Consider the following 19,183-nt stretch of genomic DNA (forward strand, 5'->3'; position numbering starts at 1 on the left):
CCTCCCTTTGTCCTGCTAAGAGCCAAAACATCAGATATACCTGATTCCTTTATTAACTGTTTTAATCATTAGTTTTCCGTTTTCAGGATTAAATTCAATCGTTCTTCCACTGTTTCCACCACAATCTTCTCCAAGAATAGGAATATGATATTTTTCAAGCATCATCTTTACCGCTTCCACGTTTCTTGGCCCAATTCTCATCATTTCACTACTATTACTTGTGAATTGAAACATTTGGGCTCCTCCGGCTATTTTCGCTTTGAGTAAGGAGGATTTTGCACCGTTTTGAAGAAGCACCTCTAGTAGATTATCCACCCCTGTATCTGCATATTTACTTGGGTTGAACGAAGAGGTACGCGCAAGACTCGAGTTCGGCAGCATCACATGAACCATTCCAGCGATTTTTGCTGTTATGTCATACAATACCAATCCTACACAAGAACCAAGACCAGATGTTCGAATACATTGTGGCGACTTCACCAGATTCATTTCCGCTATACCAACTTTTATTATACTTTGTACTCCAAGCATTTATTTCTCCCCTAATGCAGTCAATATTTTTTCAAAAGAATCGGGATAAGGGATAAGAAAAAAGTGCCCCTTTGCTTTTTCAGTCAGTCCGTCGGATATTTCTGAAAGCTCTGTATCAATAAAAATGGCGTGATCGCTTATTTGTGAAATCTCCAAAAGGCCTGCCATAACTATAGCTCCTACCATATCTACCGTTACTTGTGGAACTGAAGGTGTTACATTCAAACCAATAGCATCAGATAATGCAGTCAGGTAGTGTGCAGAAATAATGTTACCTAGCTCCTGTAGTGCAGATAACCCCATCTCATGAGTGGATAAACTATCTGGGTCAACACTTTTATCTCCTACTAATTGATGAACAAGTCTTGTAGCATCTTCTAGCGAAAGCACAAAGAACAAGCTTCCCTCTAACTCACCTTCCATCGTTAAGAATACCGCTGCGACGGGACGATCTGGACCTCCTGCTAATTCCATCATCTCGTTAAAGGAAACAATTTTGGCAAAAGGAACCGTCATATTCACATCTTTATTTAATAGTTTCGATAAAGCTGTTGCTGCATTACCAGCACCTATATTACTTAATTCCTTTAATAGGTCAAGCTCATTTAAGTTCTCATGCGTATCCATGTCAACCTCCTTTTATCATTAGCTCTGTTAAGCACCGCTGTTGATCCCCTCAAAAGGCTTCGCTTTCCGCGGGCGGTAGGCTAAACCTTTTGCTCCAATCATCAGCTGGAATATCACTATTATCACCACTCATCTTTAACAAAACCTAATCAGTAGAATGTTCTAGTTGAAGGACTTCCTTTAAATCAAGACAAACAAAGAGTCTTTTATTCACTTTGACTACACCTTGAACATACTTTGTTTCAACCGATCCTACTACTTCAGGAGCCATTTCTATGTCATCCTCCATTATGTCTAATACATCATTAGCAGCATCTACGATAAACCCAACTTCTAAGTCCCCAACAACAGTAATAATGATACGAGTAGAATTAGAGTATTCACTTTCTCCTAAATTAAAACGTGCACGAAGATCTACAATCGGTGTAATTACACCTCTTAAATTTATAACTCCCTTTATATGTGCTGCTACATTAGGTACACGCGTTATAGGGAGTAATTTCTCAATAGAACGAACCTGATGAACCGGTATTGCATATTCTTCTTTATTTATTTCAAAAACAATAAGCTTCAATTTTTGTGCAGTTGTCTGCATTCCTCTTCCTCCAGGCATTTTAAATTTGACGGTTTAGTCAACTTTTTTAGTAGAGCCTTATTTTATTAAAGAATTACAATCTATGATAAGTGCCACTTGTCCATCACCTAGTATCGTTGCACCACTAATCGCAAATGTAGCGTTTAAATATTGTCCTAACCCTTTTAAAACTACTTCTTGCTGGCCAATAAAAGAGTCTACAACAAGTGCTGCCATCTTTTCTCCTTTTTTCACTAGAACGATAGAGCATAATTCTGGTTCTTTCTCATCTAGCTGGTTTACTTGAAAAACTTTTTGCAAAGAGACAATCGGCACTATCTTCCCTCTAAAATCAATAACTTCTTGGCCGTGGGCAGTTAAAATTTCTTCTTTTTTGATAATTGCCGTTTCAATAATAGAAGATAATGGAATAGCATATTTTTCTTTTTCTATTTCAGTCAAAAGCACCGATATAATGGAAAGTGTTAAAGGTAACTGTATGGAAAAAGTAGTCCCTTTACCTTCTTTAGAATCAATCGTAATATTTCCTCCAAGAGATTCGATTGTATTCTTCACCACATCTAATCCTACCCCGCGGCCTGAAATATCTGAAATCACCTCTGCTGTCGAGAACCCTGATGATAAAATAAGTCCGAATATTTCTTGATCTGTTAGGGTTTCTGCCACCTGTTGAGAAACTATTCCCCGACTTATCGCTTTATCCAATACTCGTTGTTTCGAAATCCCACCACCATTGTCAACAATTTCTATGAAAACATGGTTTCCACTATGAAAGGCTTTTAAAGTTATGGTGCCTTCTTCATCTTTACCAAGCTTTTTTCTTTCTTCTGGCAGCTCTATTCCATGATCAATCGCGTTACGTAAAAGATGAACAAGAGGATCTCCTATCTCATCCATTACGGTTCGATCTAATTCTGTTTCAGCTCCAATTATATCTATTTCAACTTTTTTACCTAAGTCTCTTGCTAATTGTCTTACCATTCTTGGAAAGCGATTAAAAACGGTTTCAATAGGAACCATACGCATGTTAAGGATGATATCTTGTAAATCATTTGATATTCTAGACATTCTCTCCACTGTTTCCATCAACTCTGACTGGTTTAATTCTTTCGATATCTGCTCTAATCTGCCTCTATCAATAACAAGCTCCTCAAAAAGGTTCATGAGTCCATCTAAACGATCGATACTAACTCGTATTGTTTTATTTTGAGAGCCTTTGGAAATGACTTTGCCTTCAGGCTTATTGTCAGCTTTTTTGGGTCTCTCTATATCTGTAGCGACAGCAGCTTGCATTTTTGCTTGTTCTAGATTCTCCACATCAGTTGTTTTTTCTTTCTGCTCAACAGTTGTGGTTAAATTACTAGTTTGTATCGTTTGTATCATAACCGTCTCTACTTCAGATACCTTCATAATTCGGTCTTTAATCACTTGTTGTTCTTCTTTTGTAACCATTGTAATAGTAAAAGTATGATCAAAATTTTCTTCCTCTAGCTGATCAACAGACGGATGCGATCTAATTACTTCCCCGACTTGTTCCACTACCTCAAAGACCATAAAAACACGCGCAGCTTTTAGCAAACAATCATTTCGTAGTGTTATAGTTATTTCATAAGGATGATAACCTTGCTCCTCAGACTGTTGCAAAATGGTAAGTTCATAGGAATCATATGTATGGTTTTCTTCCGTTTTAGAAAACCCTTGATGAAGGTCAGCTACTTCTTCACCCTTTTCAATCTTGACAAGCAATGCTACTACATCTGAAACATCTTTCTTTCCATCTCCGCCATCAGCAATTGAGAAAACCATGGCTTCTAGGTATTCTACTGACTGAAATATTACGTCTAATAGAGTGGAGGAGACTGCCAATTTATCATTTCGAATCATATCGAGCACATTTTCCATTTGGTGAGTTAAGCTCGCCAAATCTTCATAACCCATTGTTGCAGACATCCCTTTTAACGTATGGGCCGAACGGAAGATTTCATTAACAATATTTACGCTTTCAGGATTACGTTCAAGCTCTACTAACTGGTTATTAATCGTTTCAATGTGTTCTTTGCTTTCTTCAAGGAAAATATCTAAATATTGACTTAATTCCATTTTAAAACACCCCTATCACATGGTATATTGATGAATTACTTTCGCTATATCTTCAAGGTTTTCTATGTTATCTACTAATCCGGTCTGTATTGTTGCCTTAGGCATTCCAAATACAACGGAGGTTTTTTCAGATTCAGCTATTACAATAGTATTTTCTGATTCTTTGAGACTTTTTACTCCAACGGCACCATCTGCTCCCATGCCTGTTAAAATAGCAACTATTTTACGGTAGCCTTTAATGTTGCTCATGGAAGAAAATAATTTATCCACGGCAGGTCGATGTCCTTTAATTGGCGATTCCTCATTTAAACTAATAAAAAGCTCTTTTCCGCGTTCCTTTACTTCCATATGAAATCCACCCGGTGCAATATAAACTGTGCCTTCTAAAACTTTTTGGTTATGCTCCGCTTCCAATACATTAAATTCACATAACGAATTAAGTCTGTCTGCTAATGATTTTGTAAATTGCGGAGGCATGTGCTGAACAATAAGGATGGGAGCTGTCAACGTATTTGGCAAAGAAGTTAGTACGGTTTGAAGTGCACGTGGTCCACCAGTTGAGGTTCCTATACAAATTATCGGTTTATCCGCAGCTCTCCCTTTGATTATTCGGGTGAATTTACGATACTGTTCTTTTTCAGGAGATACCTTTATCTCATCTTGCTTTTTGGGGGCTGAGATTATATTGGACGTAGCAGCTAGTATGATTTTTTCTATAAGTTCTTCTTTGACTTTGAAAATATCCAAGCTAATAGCACCAGAGGGCTTTGTGACAAAATCTACTGCACCATACTCAAGTGCAATGATTGTATTTAAAGAACCGGATGAAGTGGTACTCGAAAGCATGATGACTGGCACCGGCGAGTGCTTCATTATTTCTTGTAATGCTTGTATTCCATCCATCACTGGCATTTCAACGTCTAACGTGACCACATCCGGGGATAATTCTTTGACTTTTTTTATTGCTTCTAACCCATTCTTAGCAGTCGAAATTACTTCGATTATAGGGTGGTCTTTTAACAAATCTGTGATAAGCTTTCTCATAAAAATGGAATCATCGGTCACTAAAACTTTTATTTTCTTCATGATGTTATCTTGCCTCTCTTTCGAAAGCAATTGCCGATATTTCTCTTTAAGAAAGAAGGCGAAATAGCTTTGCGACAAATGATGGTTTTCTTTGCTGTGTAGATTTATCAGACATCCTTTTTCCTTCTTCATATAAAAAGGATAACTGAAAAATTGCTTTACTTGCTAAACAGTTTGGATATCCCAAAATGAACGGTGTTTGCTCCATTACTGCACGTAAAACAAAGCGGTCATCTGGAATGGAACCTAAATGAGTCAAATCTTTTGTTAAAAAGTTCTGCGCTACAGTCTTTATTCTTTCCGCAGATTTTATCGCTGTTTTTCTATCTGGCACTTTGTTTAGTATAAGATAAAAAGGTATTGAACGATTATGGATATTTATATGTTTTAAAGCTGAATATGCATCTGTTATCGAAGTAGGTTCACATGTTGTTAGGAGAAAGATCTCATCTACAGACAATAGTAATTGAAGACTATCACTTGTGATACCGGCTCCCATATCGAAAATAATATAATCGTATTCGGCGGAAACTTCCGCTAATTGTGATAGAAAAAATCTCTGTTTATCATCATTGAGCTTGAATATGTCTGTTAAACCTGACCCGCCTGCAATATAGGAAAGATTTTCAGGTCCTTTTTGAATGATTTCTGCCAATGTTCTGCCTTCTTCAAACAAATGAACAATATTGTATTTTTGAGTTGTTCCCATCAAGATATCAATATTTGCCATACCAATATCTAAATCAAACAACAACACCTTGTTCCCCTGTTTTTGAAGAGCTAGAGAAAAATTTAAGGAGAAATTTGATTTTCCAACCCCTCCTTTACCACTAACAACTGCTAGAGTCTTTGCTTCTTTTTCAGGCTCCTTAATTGTATCCTTTTGATCTCGATGCATTTCTATTTGTTTTCGTAAAAGTCTTGCTTGATCATTCATCACTTTATTTCCTCAATAAGATAATCAACAACCGTTTCTTTCGTAGCAGCTATCAAGTCTTCCGGAACGCTTTGTCCGTTTGTTAGATAGGATGCCCCTTTTTGATAATGATGAATTAACGAATACATGGAGCTTACTGAAGTTGTTTCATCTTTTTTTGTAAACAAAAACTGTTGAATCCCAACTTCCCAAAATTGTTCTGTGATTATTTTCATATCCTTAAGTTTGGACGTAAGAGACAATACTAAAAATGTGTCCATTTCTTCTTCAAAATTAATCACAGCTTTTAAATCACTTACAAACTCTTTATTTAAGAAATTCCTACCTGCCGTGTCGATAAATATAACATCAAGATGTGCAAGCTTGTTTTTTGCCTCTTGAAAATCTGCTGCATTATAACAAACCTCTATTGGAGCATCTAAAATACTCGCATAAGTTTTCAGCTGGTCAATTGCTGCAATACGGTAAGTATCTGTTGTTATAAAACCCACAGATTTCCCTTGTTTTAGTACCGCATTAGCAGCAAGTTTCGCAAGTGTTGTGGTTTTACCTACTCCTGTAGGTCCAACAAGACTAATAAACTTTTTTTTATACATGTTCTGATTAAAATTCACATTCTTAACCTCATCCAAGAAGAAGGATTGCAGGAATTTGATCATTTGTGTTTTAGAAAGGTCTTTATTCACAAACCATATTTTATAAAGCTCTTCAATTGCTTCTTCAATCATTTCTCCACTTAAATCCGTGGACTTTATTTTTCCTTCCAATTCATAGAAAAAATCAGGAAGCTGTGGATCCCGTTTATTTTCGGTCGCAAATCCTCTCATCATTCGTTTCATTTCCTGAAGACTTGCCATGATTTCATTAGAATTACCAGAATCAACCGGAAGTGTATTCTTTTCCTTGTCTATTTTGTATTCCTTAGGAAGATCAGCTTTCACCTTTACTATTTTATTCACAGGTTCTTCATCAATTGCTGCGATCACTTCTACACTTTTCTTCGTCATTAATCCAAAAAACTTTGATGTTTTTACAGCTTTAGAATTCAATATTACAGCTTGATCTCCAAGTTCTAAACGTACTAAATTCATTGCCTCTTGCATGGTAGAGGCTTTATATTTTTTTACTTTCATCCTTCCACATTCACCACCCCTAAACTCTGTACTTCCACGGTTGACTCTAATTCGTTATAGGATAGAACAGGTATTTGTGGAAGATACCGTTCAAGTAATTGTTTCATGTACATCCTTACAGCAGGAGAGCATAAGAGGACCGGAGTTTGTTCGTAAACAGAAAATTGCTCCATTTGATCTCCCACTTTTTGAACAATTTCCATCGAAACATTAGGATCTAAAGAAAGGTAATTACCATGTTCTGTTTGTTGAATAGAATCTGCGATCAGTTTCTCTACCCGCCCGGCTAATGTTACTACTTTGAAAGATTCATTGCCGACAACATACTGGTTTGTGATTTGCTTGCTTAAAGCTTGTCTTACATATTCCGTCAACAAATCGGTATCTGCAGACATTTTTCCGTAATCTGCAAGCGTTTCGAAGATAATTGGTAAATTTCTAATAGAAACACTTTCTTTTAATAGCTTGGAAAGAACCTTTTGTACATCCCCAATTGATAATGGTGAAGGTGTTACTTCTTCGATTAGAATTGGTGTAGACTCTTTTAAGTGATCTACCAATTGTTTTGTTTCTTGCCTTCCCAACAATTCATGGGCATGCTGCTTTATTTTCTCCGTAATATGTGTGCTAACAACTGATGGTGGATCCACTACTGTGTAACCATACATTTCCGCTTCGTCCTTTGTTTCTTCACTAATCCATTTGGCAGCTAAGCCAAAAGAAGGCTCGATTGTATCAATACCATCAATACTTTCTTCTTCCATACCGGGACTCATTGCTAAATAATGATCCAGTAATAGTTCACCTTTTGCTACTTCGTTTCCTTTTATTTTTAATCTATATTCATTAGGCTGAAGTTGGATATTATCTCGTATTCTAACTACAGGAATAACAATCCCAAGTTCTAAAGCTAGCTGTCTTCGAATCATTACTATCCTATCAAGCAGGTCTCCACCTTGCTTTGAATCAGCTAAAGGAATTAAACCATAACCAAATTCAAACTCTATCGGATCTACTGTTAAAAGATTCACGACATTTTCAGGACTGCGAAGTTCGTCGGTGACCACTTCCTCTTCGGTTTCTTCTACGACTTGTTCTTCCTTTTTCTGAGACTGGTAGATAAAATAGCCACCAACTATCAGTAATAATGCTATAGGAAGAGTTAAAATCCATTCAATTGGTGTAACGACACCTAACAGAAAGATAGTTCCTCCTGCAACAAAAAGCATTTGAGGATACGCAAACAATTGGGATGTAATATCTGCTCCTAAATTACCTTCAGAAGCTGCCCGTGTTACAACAATACCTGTAGCTGTAGCGATTAAAAGTGCAGGAATCTGTGAAACGATTCCATCTCCAACGGTTAATAAAGTGAATTTCTGCGCCGATTCGCCAAAAGATAAACCCTGTTGGGCCATCCCGACTACTATCCCGAAAATCATATTTATTAAAACAATAATAATCCCGGCGATGGCATCTCCTTTAACAAATTTACTGGCACCGTCCATTGCACCATAAAAATCTGCTTCTCTTGATATTTTCTCACGACGTGATTTGGCTGTTTGTTCGGAAATTAGACCTGCGTTTAGATCTGCGTCAATACTCATTTGCTTTCCTGGCATCGCATCAAGGGTAAACCTCGCTGCAACCTCTGATACACGTTCGGATCCTTTTGTTATAACAACGAACTGTATCACTACTAAAATGAGAAAGACAACTAATCCCACTACAACATTTCCACCTACTACAAACGTACCAAACGTTTCTACCACACTACCCGCTTCACCTTCACTAAGAATGGACCTTGTAGTAGAAACATTTAGTGCCAAGCGGTAAAGTGTTAATAATAAAAGCAAGGAAGGAAAAATAGAAAATTGTAAAGGTTCTTGAATATTCATCGTCGTTAATAAAACAATTAAGGCAAGGGAGATGTTAATAATGATAAGAACACTTAGCATCCAAGAAGGAAAAGGAATAATTAACATGGCAATAATCAGGATAACGCTAAGTAGTACGGATAAATCTCTTGCTGACATTTCTCTCTCTCCTTTGGGTCCACTTATCATTTAATGTGCTTTTTTAATCGATACACATAAGCTAAAATCTCTGCAACAGCTTGAAAATACTCATCTGGAATGGAGTCACCTATTTCTGATTGACTATAGATAGCTCTCGCAAGCGGTTTGTTTTCAACGGTTGTTATGTTATGTTCTTTTGCCACTTCTTTTATCTTTAATGCAACAAAGTCCACACCCTTTGCCAACACATACGGAGCATCACGCTTTTTTTCATCATATTTCAAGGCAATTGCGTAGTGGGTAGGATTGGTAATTATCACATCTGCTTGTGGAATATCCTGCATCATTCGTTGCATCGCCATTTCCCTTTGTTTTTGCTTGATTTTAGATTTTATAAGAGGATCTCCCTCGGATTTTTTATATTCGTCCTTTACATCATGTTTGGACATCCTGATGTTCTTTTCATAGTCATATTTTTGATATAAATAATCAAACACAGAAAGAAACAACAACCCCACACCAGCAATTAGACCCATCTGAATCGTTAAGTTTCCGAGAAAAGCCAGCGCTTCGTGGAGATTCTTTTGAGAAAGAATAAGTATCTCATCCATACTTAACCATAATATGGAAAAAGTAATAATACCAACAAAGACAATTTTCAATAATGATTTTACTAACTCAACAATTGCACGAACGGAATAGATTCTTTTAAATCCTTGAATCGGGTCCAATTTGTTCAGTTTCATATGAATAGCTTCTGTGGATAACATGGCACCTACTTGGATGAAGTTTGCAAAAATCGCCCCAACCATTGCAGCAAGCATAATCGGACCTATGATAATTACCAATTCCATCAGGAGATCCATAAAGATTAAGTGAATTCGATTTATGGTGACTTCCTCTAAAACATATACTTCAAATGCATGTACAAACATATGAGTAACCTTTGCTTTCATCCAAGGGCCCATAGCGAACAGACAAAGAAAGACTGCAATTAGTACGAAGGCTGTGTTGACGTCAGCACTTTTGGCAACCTGCCCTTTTTTCCTGGTATCCTGCTTCTTCTTCGGGGTTGCTTTTTCCGTTTTTTCACCAGAAAAAAACTGCAAATCTAGTTTTAACAATGACGCCATTTATACCCCTCCAAGCAATTCCATTAGGCCTCTCATGGTGTAAAGCATTAACTCAAATAACTTATAGAAAAGAGTGAATAAGAGGGTCATAGAAAAAATGATTGCAATAAAACTTACACCGATTTTCAACGGCAACCCTACCACAAATACATTTAATTGAGGTACAGTACGAGCTACAATTCCTAAAGCTACATCAACTAAAAATAAAATTCCTACTATCGGAATGGCCAACTGTAATGCAATAATGAACATCATATTGACGGCTTTTAGAACGTACTCTAAGACTAGTTCATCCCCAAGTGGTATCCAAGGTTGAGTAATGGATATAAGTTCGTAGCTATAAAAAATTCCATCCAGCATTAAATGATGACCGTTAACCGATAACAATAATAGCATGGCAAACATATAAAAGAATTGACCCATGATTGGGCTTTGTACACCTGTTTGAGGATCAATAACATTTGCGATAGCAAACCCCATTTGGAAATCTATAAATCCACCAGCAATTTGAATAGCTGTAAGGATAATATAGGCGACTAACCCGATAAGCAATCCTACCATCATCTCTTTTACTACTAACAGAATATATAAACCATCTATTTCAATCACAGGTAATTCAATCGAAAAGGACATAACCAGTGCGAAAAAAAATCCCAATCCCACTTTAAAAGTGGATGGTACACTCCGATAAGAGAATAGAGGAAGCGTTACAAAAAAAGCTGTTACTCTTGTTAAAACAAGTAAAAATGCAGGAAAATAATTTAGAGATTCTAGCATTCAATCAACTCACGTATTGATGCATATTATTAAATATTTCCATTGCGTATGAAAGCATATTGGAAAGCATCCAAGGGCCAAACACAACAATTCCTACAAGCACTGCGACAATTTTAGGTATAAAAGCAAGGGTTTGCTCCTGAATCTGCGTGGTTGCTTGGAAGATACTTACTAATAATCCCACGACTAAAGCTAAAATAAGGAGTGGTGCAGAAATAAGTAAGATCGTAAAAACTCCTCGTTCTGCCATGGATATTACAAATTCTGGGCTCATTCTTTCACACCTCGTTTAAAATGTTTGCAACAAAGACTTTACAACTAAATACCAGCCATCAACAAGAACAAATAATAGAATCTTAAATGGCAAAGAAATCATAACTGGCGGAAGCATCATCATACCCATTGACATCAGTACACTAGCCACTACCATATCTACCACTAGAAAAGGTATAAAGATCATGAACCCTATTTGAAAAGCAGTTTTCAATTCACTAATTGCAAATGCAGGTACCAAAACGGTTAATGGGATATCCTGGATTGTTTCAGGTCTTTCCATTCCAGAATAATCCATAAAAAGAGCCAGATCCTTCTGACGTGTATGCTTACTCATAAATTCTTTCATCGGCATTGCTGCTAGTTCATACGCTTCATCCAATGTGATCTCTTCATTAAATAATGGTTGGAGCGCTTGTTCGTTTACTTGCGAAAAGGTCGGAGCCATGATGAAAAAAGTAAGAAATAAGGCTAACCCTATTAATACCTGATTCGGAGGCATCGATTGGGTTGCAAGCGACGTTCGCACAAAGGATAATACGATAATTATTCTAGTAAAGCTTGTCATTAATATAATAATTGCTGGAGCGAGGGAGAAAACAGTTAGTAACAATAAAAGCTGCACAGAACTGGAAACAGTAGATGCATCATTACCACTGAAGATTTCCATAAATTCTGTCATTGTTTAAACCCATCCTTATCATCGATCTCTTCTATCTTCTTTTTTCGATCCTTTGAAAGCTGGCCAATTTGTTCTTTTAATAAAGAAGAAAACTTATTGGAACTATCCTTGTTTTTATTACCGGGAAGCTTCTTCACTAGCTCTATCAAAGACTCAGCAGATAATCCAGAAGTTTCTGTTTTGTTTTTGTAAGCTTGAAGCAGCATCTCTGATTCATTTTCATCGGTTATTTCCTTTAATAGATTTATAGAATCACCAACACCAACAACCAATATGCTGTTTCCAACCTTAACTAGTTGCAACGACTTATTGTTACCAAGAGTAGTACCACCAATATTTTCGATTGCACGACCTTTATCAAACCATTTGTTTCGTTTATTTATTAAACGGAGAGCCCCATAAATTAAAACAATAACGAAAAGTAGTGCAAATACCATTTTCACAAAATCCCCAGCAGTTACACTTGGGGTACTCTGTGTGTTGACCATTTCAGAATTAGATTCATTATTTATTAGATTGTTATTGTTTTCCCTGTTGTTGTCTTCATTAAATAAATCATCCACCATCTCGCTTCCCCCCCCAGATGCTGGAGAAGCTGCAAAGGGAGAAGGAAGGAAAAAGAAGCATACCACAACTATTAAACTCATTTTCATCATGTTAGCAAGCAAGTTGAACACTCCTAGGACAGTGTTTTATGGATAGCTTCTATCACACGATCCGCTTGGAATGGTTTGACAATAAAGTCCTTTGCTCCTGCTTGAATAGCATCAATAACCATTGCTTGCTGCCCCATCGCCGAACACATAATAACTTTCGCATTTGGATTGATTGCTTTAATTTCTTTAAGTGCAGTTATGCCATCCATTTCGGGCATGGTAATATCCATTGTTACAAGATCTGGATGATGTTCTTTATATTTTTCCACTGCTTGTTGGCCGTCAGCTGCTTCAGCCACTACATCATAACCATTCTTAGTTAAAATATCTTTGATCATCATCCTCATAAATGCTGCATCATCTACTATTAATATACGTTTACTCATTATTATTCCTCCTAGTAATCAACGAAGCTTTTTTATTCTATCTGTTTGACTCACAATATCTGTTACTCTGACACCAAAGCTTTCGTCTATTACGACTACCTCTCCTTGGGCAATGAGCTTATTGTTTACTAAAATATCTACAGGTTCACCAGCAAGCTTATCTAATTCAATAACCGACCCAGAAGATAGATCTAGAATATCTTTAACAGATCTTCTTGTTCTTCCAAGCTCCACAGTGACTTGTAGTGGTATATCCAATAACATATTTAAATTATTCGGTTCTGCTTCTGCGACCGCAGTGGTTTCAAAGTTAGAGAAAACTGCCGGCTGGACATTTATTTGTTGAGCAGGTCTTGAAGGAGGTGCCGTTTGCTGCTTTTGCTCGTGCTGATAGGCTGAATTCGCAGCATTTATATTATTTCCATTAGCTACAAGAGCTTGTTCCTCCATTGGTCTAGCTGAAACTGATTCAGAAGATTGAGGTTGGCTATCCTTTACCCCATTGCTTGCTATGGGCTCAGATGAAACTGCCGGCTTTGCATCTTTATTTAGCAACTCTTCTACTAGACTTTTTGCAAACGGGAAAGGTAAGATCTGCATTATCGATGAATCTATTAAGTCCCCCACTCGAATGGAAAAAGCAACTTTTATAAGTAAGTTATCCTCTGGTAGTTGTTCTGTACCTTCACCTTCTTTAAAGTCTATTAATAGAACAGAAGGAGGTGAAATATCTATTTTCTTAGAGAATACTGTGCTCATCGAGGTAGCTGCAGAGCCCATCATTTGATTCATTGCCTCTTGAACAGCACTGAGCTTAATTTCATCAAAATCTCCCGATGGATTTTCACCATTACCACCTAACATCAAATCAGCAATAATAGAAGCATCTCTTTGTTCCACTACTAAAATGTTAGATCCGGAAAAACCCTCCGTATAATTTACTCTAATCGCAACATAGGGATCAGGAAATTCATCCTCTAATCGGTCTTTTTCTATTAGAGAAACTTTCGGTGTAGTAATCTCCACTTTTTGGTTTAATAAAGTGGACAAGGCTGTTGCAGAACTGCCAAAAGAAATATTCCCTATTTCTCCTAGTGCATCTTGTTGAAGTGTTGATAGATAATCTTCTACATTTGGTGCAACAAAGAGGGGTTCTTCGTTGTCGTTATCTGAACCTCGAAGTAAGGCATCAATCTCGTCTTGTGATAACATACCATCACTCATCATCTTCGTATCCCTCCTTGATATTACTCATAATTTGTACTGCCATGTTTTTCTTAACTTGGCCTATTTGAGCCAAAAAGCTGGCTTCATTATCAACATTAACGTAAATCGGTTGCTCTATCTTTTGATCAAGTGGCAAAACATCCCCTATATTCAGGTCTAAAAGATCTGCAAAAGAAATCTCTGACCTGCCAAGCTCTGCGGTAATTGTTAAGGTGGTAGCCTTTATTGCCTTTTCTAGTGAAGCAACTTCGTGTTCCTGCCTTACCTTGTGTTTATCTTCCATCCAATAATGAGCAGAAAGCTTAGGGATAACAGGCTCAAGAACCACATAAGGAATACAAATATTGATCATCCCTGTTATTTCTCCAATTGTTATGTTCATCGATATAACAATTACTGTTTCGTTTGGCGATACCATTTGTAAAAATTGTGGATTCACTTCAAGATCTGCCAAAAAGGGTTGTATTTCTGCAATCGATTCCCACGCTTCTCCGAAATTCTCAATCGCCCCTTCAAAAAGGTTCGTCATTAGTTTTGTTTCGATTTCTGTTAAACTGTCCACTTTGTTAAAGCTTGTCCCTTTGCCGCCTAATTGACGGTCAAGCATTGCATAAGCAATATTGGGATTCACTTCTAGAACTATCCTTCCTTCTAGCGGTGCAACTTCAAATACATTCAAGATAGTCATTTTTGGGATGGAGCGAATAAATTCCTCATATGGCAGTTGATCCACCGATGCCACACTTATTTGGATGTATGTCCTAAGTTGTGCTGAAAAATATGTGGTTAATAGCCTAGCGAAATTTTCATGTATTCTTGTAATATTTCTGATTTGATCTTTGGAAAACCTGACTGCACGTTTAAAATCATATACTTTCACTCTTTTTACTTCGGTGTCTTTTTTTAATTGATCTGCATTCATCTCCCCAGTAGAAATAGCCGAGAGAAGTGCATCAATTTCACTTTGAGACATTACTTCTGTTGACATAGCCACCACCTCCTAGTCCCATGGATCCCTTGGTGTTTAATTTTGAAGGAGAAAGGAAGTTGTATAAACCTTCACGACTAATCCATCTTGCATTAATTCATTTATTTTCGTCATAATTTGACTTTCAAGCTCCTCTAACCCTTCTTTACCGTCAAAATCTGAAGACTTCTTGTCGGAAATCTCTTGAATTACTATATTCCGCACTTGGAATTCCCTTTTTTCTATTTCTGCTCTTGCTTTTTTGCTATCCGTTTGAATTTTGAACTGTACCCGAAGATATCCTCCACTTTGAAGGTTGGTTGTTATTTCTTCCATATCGAATGAATGATTAATAATATCATCGATGGATACCTCTTCTGAAGAATCATCTGCATAAAATACATTCACCGTTACTAATGCAACTACTCCTAAGAGGGTTATAACTAGTAAAATAATTATCATGCTATTCACTAATCTATTCTGAAACATTAAATTCCCCTCCTAGCGTCTTTTGGTGAATTTTTGTGTAAAAATCATTACATCTTTGTATAACTTCATCCATCGTTTCAATTACAATAATTTTTTTACCATTATTAAGGCTGATGGTCGTATCTGGCATTTCCTCTACCTGTTCAATAAGCCAAGGATTTACCGCAAAGGATTTACCGTTAAGCTTTGTTAAAATAATCATAATAGAGGGGCTAGAGACCTATACTAACCCCATCCTCCTTTACCGTTTCAGATTGACAAGCTCTTGTAAAATTTCATCTGAGGTAGTAATGATTCTGGTGTTGGCCTGGAACCCTCTTTGAGCTGTAATCATTTCTGTAAATTCTTCTGAAAGATCTACATTAGACATTTCTAAAGTCCCGGCAATAATGGAAGCAGCGCCGGCATCTCCCGGTCGGAACATTTCATTTAACTGAATACCATCACCATTTTTGTCCATTGTTCCTGAATTGTTGGATTGTTGGAAAAGGTTTTCACCAATTCGCTCCAGTCCTGCACCATTTGGAAACTTGGCGAGCATCACCTGTCCAGCTACCTTTAAGTTTCCAAACTGATCAATAAAACTCACTTTTCCATCACCGGAAATACTAAAACTCTTTGCATTAGGCGGAATCTGAATAAGTCCCGGGCTTCCACTTAAAGAATCACTCCAGTCTGGCAACTGAACCATCTCGGCTTTTGCTACAAAATTCTCAAAGCTTTTGTATTCATTATCAAGGCCTTCTTTAACAGATTGAGCGTAAAATACGAGATCGGAAAGAGTATTGACGTTAGAGCCGTTAGGAATAGGCATTGTTCCATTATAAGGTTGTACAATCGGATTGGATAACTGGTAAACTACTTCTCCAGTCTCATTAATAAAATTAGCAATATTTGTATTTAATGTTTGACCAGCTGTATTAAAGTTTGTTATTTGAGAGGAATAAATGTTACCGTAAAAGTTATTTAGTTCATCTGCAGAGTTATCACGAGCATTCTCGGCCGCCACTGCTGCCGCTAATAATTTTGCATCTGTGTTACCCGCTTCTGTACTCGCCTTCAGGGCATCTTCATAAGTTCTCTGAGCTTCTAAGAAGGCTTGTGAAAGCTTTAAAAATTTAGTGGTATCGGTTCTAAATTCTTGAAATTCTCCAAAAAAGTTTTCTGCTCCGTTTAATGCAGCATTGGAAGCATTCATAATGTCCTCGGTTGGAATAGACTTTTCTCCGGTCTCCCCAATTAAATACATTCCATTTGAATTCACTAAATACCCATTATTGTCCATATAAAAATTACCAGCACGTGTATAATTCATCGCCACCGAATTATTGATGGCCCCACCAAGAATCCGATTATCTCCATAAGCAGTATTGGAGTCTACATTCACTCTAGTAACATCTGCTATAGAAGCAACCGCAAAGTACCCGTCACCTGATAATGCCAAATCAAGAGGTCTAGCTGTTGTCTGTAAAGAACCCTGTGTTTGAATCGAATCGATGGAGCTTATCATCGAGCCCAACCCAATCTGCTTTGCATTTACTCCACCTTTACCACCCGCAGGACCACTGGCCCCTGAAAGCTGTTGAACCATCATTTCCTGAAATGTTGCTCTTCCTTTTTTAAATCCGTACGTATTAACATTGGCAATATTATTACCAATTACATCTAACTTTGTTTGAAAGTTTCTTAATGCCCCTATACTTGAATACATCGAACGTAACATAGTGATTGCTCCCCCATCTTATCTAAGTTATTGAGATATTTTTGTAATCGCATCAAGCGATATCTTTTCATCCATAAGGCTCGGATCAGAAACGGTAATAAAGGTTTTCCCATTCTTTGATACGACAGAGTCAACAGAAATATTTGTATATTCTTTTTCCTTGAACACAAGGGATACTTTTTTCCCGATAAGATGACTTGCTTGAAGCAACGTAGAATCATTAACATTATTAGATTGACCGCTTGTAATCCTGGAAATCTGATCCATCGTGATTTCACTGCCATCACTCATCACAAGCTTAGGTGTTCCACCACTTATCGCTACGCTTGTCACATTACCTGTCTTCATTTCGGTGACAGGTTCTTCCCCTACGAACTTAGTATCTTGCCAGGTTATTTCTGAACCTATATATTGTTGTAAGTTTATCGCATGTTGTTTTTCTTGGGTCTTAATGAAACCTTCCATACTGGTATTCAAGTTGGTCATCTGTTCAAGAGAAGAAAAACTTGCCATCTGCGCAATAAACTCCCGATCTTCCATAGGGTTCATTGGGTCTTGGTTTTTCAGTTGTGCCATCAACAGCTTAAGAAAGTCATCTTTCCCAAGCACTTTGTTTTGTTTGGCAGTTTCTACACTACGATTTTGAATGTATAAATCGGATGATATATTGGTCATAATCCCTCACCTATAGATTGATTCGTTTCTATTTCCTCTAATAATAATTCTTCAAAGGATTTATCCTGTTCTTCCTTAGAGTGATTATTATTAATATTGGCTCCCGGATGGCTCTGCTGTTTTTCCTGTTGTCTTCCTTGTTGTAATGAGAGTTGTTCTTGTTCTTGGTAGACGATTTCTATCTTGTCTACATTAATATTTGCATTTAGTAAATTTTGTTTAAGTGATGCCACTCCTCCTTCTAATAAAGAGGCACTGACTTTCGAATGAGCAACAAGCTTTGCAATTAACCCATTTTGCGAGTCTTGTAGCTTGATATGCAATGTTCCTAAGTGCTCTGGATTCAACCTAATGGTCATAGATTGATGTCCATTTACTAACCTAGTATGAGATTTAGATAGAATAGCTTCCAACTTTTGTATAAGCTGTTCTCTTGCCACTTGAGAAGTTGTTGTATCTAAAGTCAATTGAATAGTAGCTTGCTTTGGCTGTTGTAGCAGATGCATTGAAAAAGTATTAATAGACTCGCCATCATTTAAATGCCGGCTAAAAGGTATGACCTTCGATTGAGATGTATCCATTCGTTGCACTTGATTACTTGAATCAGGAAATACTTTTTCTAACTTTTTAGCAATTAACACCATTAACTCTCGTATATCTGACTGTTGTTTGAGAGGCTGTAATTCCTTTTTTTCTTCCATACCTTCAGCCCATTGCTTAATAAAAATTATCACTTTTTCAGAAATATGGGACAGTTTTTCTGGTAATTGTTGAACGTTTATTGCCTGCTGTGGTACATTCTGAATTGCTTGTTGCATTTGGTTCACAATCTCAGTAAAGGCAAGTAAATCTTCTATTAATGCATAATACTCTTCCGGAACATTCTCACCCTCTAGACTGTTAAGAAGTGAAAGCTCTAGATGAAGGATTTCATTCATTTCCTCAAGAAGTGTTTCGATTTGTGTATCTGTTTCCATTTCGATATGGTTAGTTAGCTTATTGGTTTCTGGCAATGATTCACTTAATAAAGCTAGCAAACTGGTTGATAAAAGCTGATGAAATTTCCCATCTTCAGGTAAATCTACTTTCTGACTTTTTTCATTTTTAAGCTGAAGAGGGTTATTTTGCACAGCATTCTCTATATCACCTGGTATTAACATCATCTTAC

The 19,183-nt window shown here is 37.0% G+C and carries 21 protein-coding genes; all 21 read right to left on the reverse strand.

Translation table 11 applies throughout. The features are described from left to right. Window positions 1-30: 30 nt before the first annotated feature. The 21 genes from K9B36_RS01390 to K9B36_RS01490 all read right to left on the reverse strand — a co-directional run bounded on the left by K9B36_RS01390 (window position 31) and on the right by K9B36_RS01490 (window position 19,178). On the reverse strand, window positions 31-531 hold the full coding sequence (locus K9B36_RS01390; protein WP_223700212.1) for a chemotaxis protein CheD: 501 nt from the start codon (window positions 529-531) through the stop codon (window positions 31-33). Beyond that, entirely contained in the window at window positions 532-1,158 is a 627-nt protein-coding gene (locus K9B36_RS01395) for a chemotaxis protein CheC (protein WP_223700213.1), read from the reverse strand. 145 nt (window positions 1,159-1,303) lie between these two features. Beyond that, a complete protein-coding gene (locus K9B36_RS01400) occupies window positions 1,304-1,753 on the reverse strand; it encodes a chemotaxis protein CheW (protein WP_223700214.1) in 450 nt (149 codons plus the stop codon). Window positions 1,754-1,810: 57 nt separating this feature from the next. Further along, window positions 1,811-3,853: a chemotaxis protein CheA gene (locus K9B36_RS01405; RefSeq protein ID WP_223700215.1), complete on the reverse strand. Its 2,043-nt coding sequence runs from the start codon at window positions 3,851-3,853 to the stop codon at window positions 1,811-1,813. 15 nt (window positions 3,854-3,868) lie between these two features. After that, window positions 3,869-4,939: a protein-glutamate methylesterase/protein-glutamine glutaminase gene (locus K9B36_RS01410; RefSeq protein ID WP_223700216.1), complete on the reverse strand. Its 1,071-nt coding sequence runs from the start codon at window positions 4,937-4,939 to the stop codon at window positions 3,869-3,871. A gap of 46 nt (window positions 4,940-4,985) precedes the next feature. Beyond that, entirely contained in the window at window positions 4,986-5,876 is an 891-nt protein-coding gene (locus tag K9B36_RS01415; RefSeq protein WP_223700217.1) for a MinD/ParA family protein, read from the reverse strand. After that, window positions 5,876-7,009: a flagellar biosynthesis protein FlhF gene (gene flhF, locus K9B36_RS01420; protein ID WP_223700218.1), complete on the reverse strand. Its 1,134-nt coding sequence runs from the start codon at window positions 7,007-7,009 to the stop codon at window positions 5,876-5,878. Before flhF ends, K9B36_RS01415 begins: the two co-directional genes overlap by 1 nt. Further along, window positions 7,006-9,045, reverse strand: a complete 2,040-nt coding sequence (gene flhA / locus K9B36_RS01425) for a flagellar biosynthesis protein FlhA (protein ID WP_223700219.1) — start codon at window positions 9,043-9,045, stop codon at window positions 7,006-7,008. The genes flhF and flhA overlap by 4 nt, the downstream gene beginning before the upstream one ends. A 26-nt stretch (window positions 9,046-9,071) precedes the next feature. After that, window positions 9,072-10,160: a flagellar biosynthesis protein FlhB gene (flhB, locus tag K9B36_RS01430; protein ID WP_223700220.1), complete on the reverse strand. Its 1,089-nt coding sequence runs from the start codon at window positions 10,158-10,160 to the stop codon at window positions 9,072-9,074. After that, window positions 10,161-10,937: a flagellar biosynthetic protein FliR gene (gene fliR / locus K9B36_RS01435; protein WP_223700221.1), complete on the reverse strand. Its 777-nt coding sequence runs from the start codon at window positions 10,935-10,937 to the stop codon at window positions 10,161-10,163. A 4-nt stretch (window positions 10,938-10,941) separates the two neighbouring features. Continuing rightward, window positions 10,942-11,211, reverse strand: coding sequence for a flagellar biosynthesis protein FliQ (gene fliQ / locus K9B36_RS01440; RefSeq protein ID WP_223700222.1), 270 nt, complete (start codon window positions 11,209-11,211; stop codon window positions 10,942-10,944). Between the two features lie 15 nt (window positions 11,212-11,226). Then, window positions 11,227-11,892 carry a flagellar type III secretion system pore protein FliP gene (gene fliP, locus K9B36_RS01445; RefSeq protein ID WP_223700223.1) on the reverse strand — a complete coding sequence of 222 codons (666 nt, stop codon included), beginning with the start codon at window positions 11,890-11,892 and terminating at the stop codon, window positions 11,227-11,229. After that, on the reverse strand, window positions 11,889-12,560 hold the full coding sequence (locus tag K9B36_RS01450) for a flagellar biosynthetic protein FliO (RefSeq protein ID WP_223700224.1): 672 nt from the start codon (window positions 12,558-12,560) through the stop codon (window positions 11,889-11,891). The genes fliP and K9B36_RS01450 overlap by 4 nt, the downstream gene beginning before the upstream one ends. 11 nt (window positions 12,561-12,571) lie before the next feature. Then, a complete protein-coding gene (locus K9B36_RS01455; protein ID WP_223700225.1) occupies window positions 12,572-12,934 on the reverse strand; it encodes a response regulator in 363 nt (120 codons plus the stop codon). 18 nt (window positions 12,935-12,952) lie between these two features. Next, window positions 12,953-14,161, reverse strand: a complete 1,209-nt coding sequence (gene fliY / locus K9B36_RS01460) for a flagellar motor switch phosphatase FliY (RefSeq protein WP_223700226.1) — start codon at window positions 14,159-14,161, stop codon at window positions 12,953-12,955. Continuing rightward, the gene (fliM, locus tag K9B36_RS01465; protein WP_223700227.1) at window positions 14,151-15,149 is read right to left on the reverse strand and encodes a flagellar motor switch protein FliM; all 999 of its coding nucleotides are present in this window, start codon (window positions 15,147-15,149) and stop codon (window positions 14,151-14,153) included. Before fliM ends, fliY begins: the two co-directional genes overlap by 11 nt. 36 nt (window positions 15,150-15,185) lie before the next feature. Further along, window positions 15,186-15,617 carry a flagellar basal body-associated protein FliL gene (gene fliL, locus K9B36_RS01470; RefSeq protein ID WP_223700228.1) on the reverse strand — a complete coding sequence of 144 codons (432 nt, stop codon included), beginning with the start codon at window positions 15,615-15,617 and terminating at the stop codon, window positions 15,186-15,188. Further along, window positions 15,604-15,819, reverse strand: coding sequence for a flagellar FlbD family protein (locus K9B36_RS01475; RefSeq protein WP_223700229.1), 216 nt, complete (start codon window positions 15,817-15,819; stop codon window positions 15,604-15,606). The genes fliL and K9B36_RS01475 overlap by 14 nt, the downstream gene beginning before the upstream one ends. Window positions 15,820-15,858: 39 nt before the next feature. Beyond that, complete coding sequence (locus K9B36_RS01480; RefSeq protein ID WP_223700230.1) at window positions 15,859-17,340, reverse strand: flagellar hook-basal body complex protein; 1,482 nt, start codon at window positions 17,338-17,340, stop codon at window positions 15,859-15,861. A 27-nt stretch (window positions 17,341-17,367) separates the two neighbouring features. After that, a complete protein-coding gene (flgD, locus tag K9B36_RS01485; protein WP_223700231.1) occupies window positions 17,368-18,015 on the reverse strand; it encodes a flagellar hook assembly protein FlgD in 648 nt (215 codons plus the stop codon). Continuing rightward, complete coding sequence (locus tag K9B36_RS01490; RefSeq protein ID WP_223700232.1) at window positions 18,012-19,178, reverse strand: flagellar hook-length control protein FliK; 1,167 nt, start codon at window positions 19,176-19,178, stop codon at window positions 18,012-18,014. Before K9B36_RS01490 ends, flgD begins: the two co-directional genes overlap by 4 nt. Window positions 19,179-19,183 lie beyond the last annotated feature (5 nt).

The organism is Sutcliffiella deserti (genome assembly GCF_020037475.1).
Taxonomy (GTDB): domain Bacteria; phylum Bacillota; class Bacilli; order Bacillales; family Bacillaceae_I; genus Sutcliffiella_A; species Sutcliffiella_A deserti.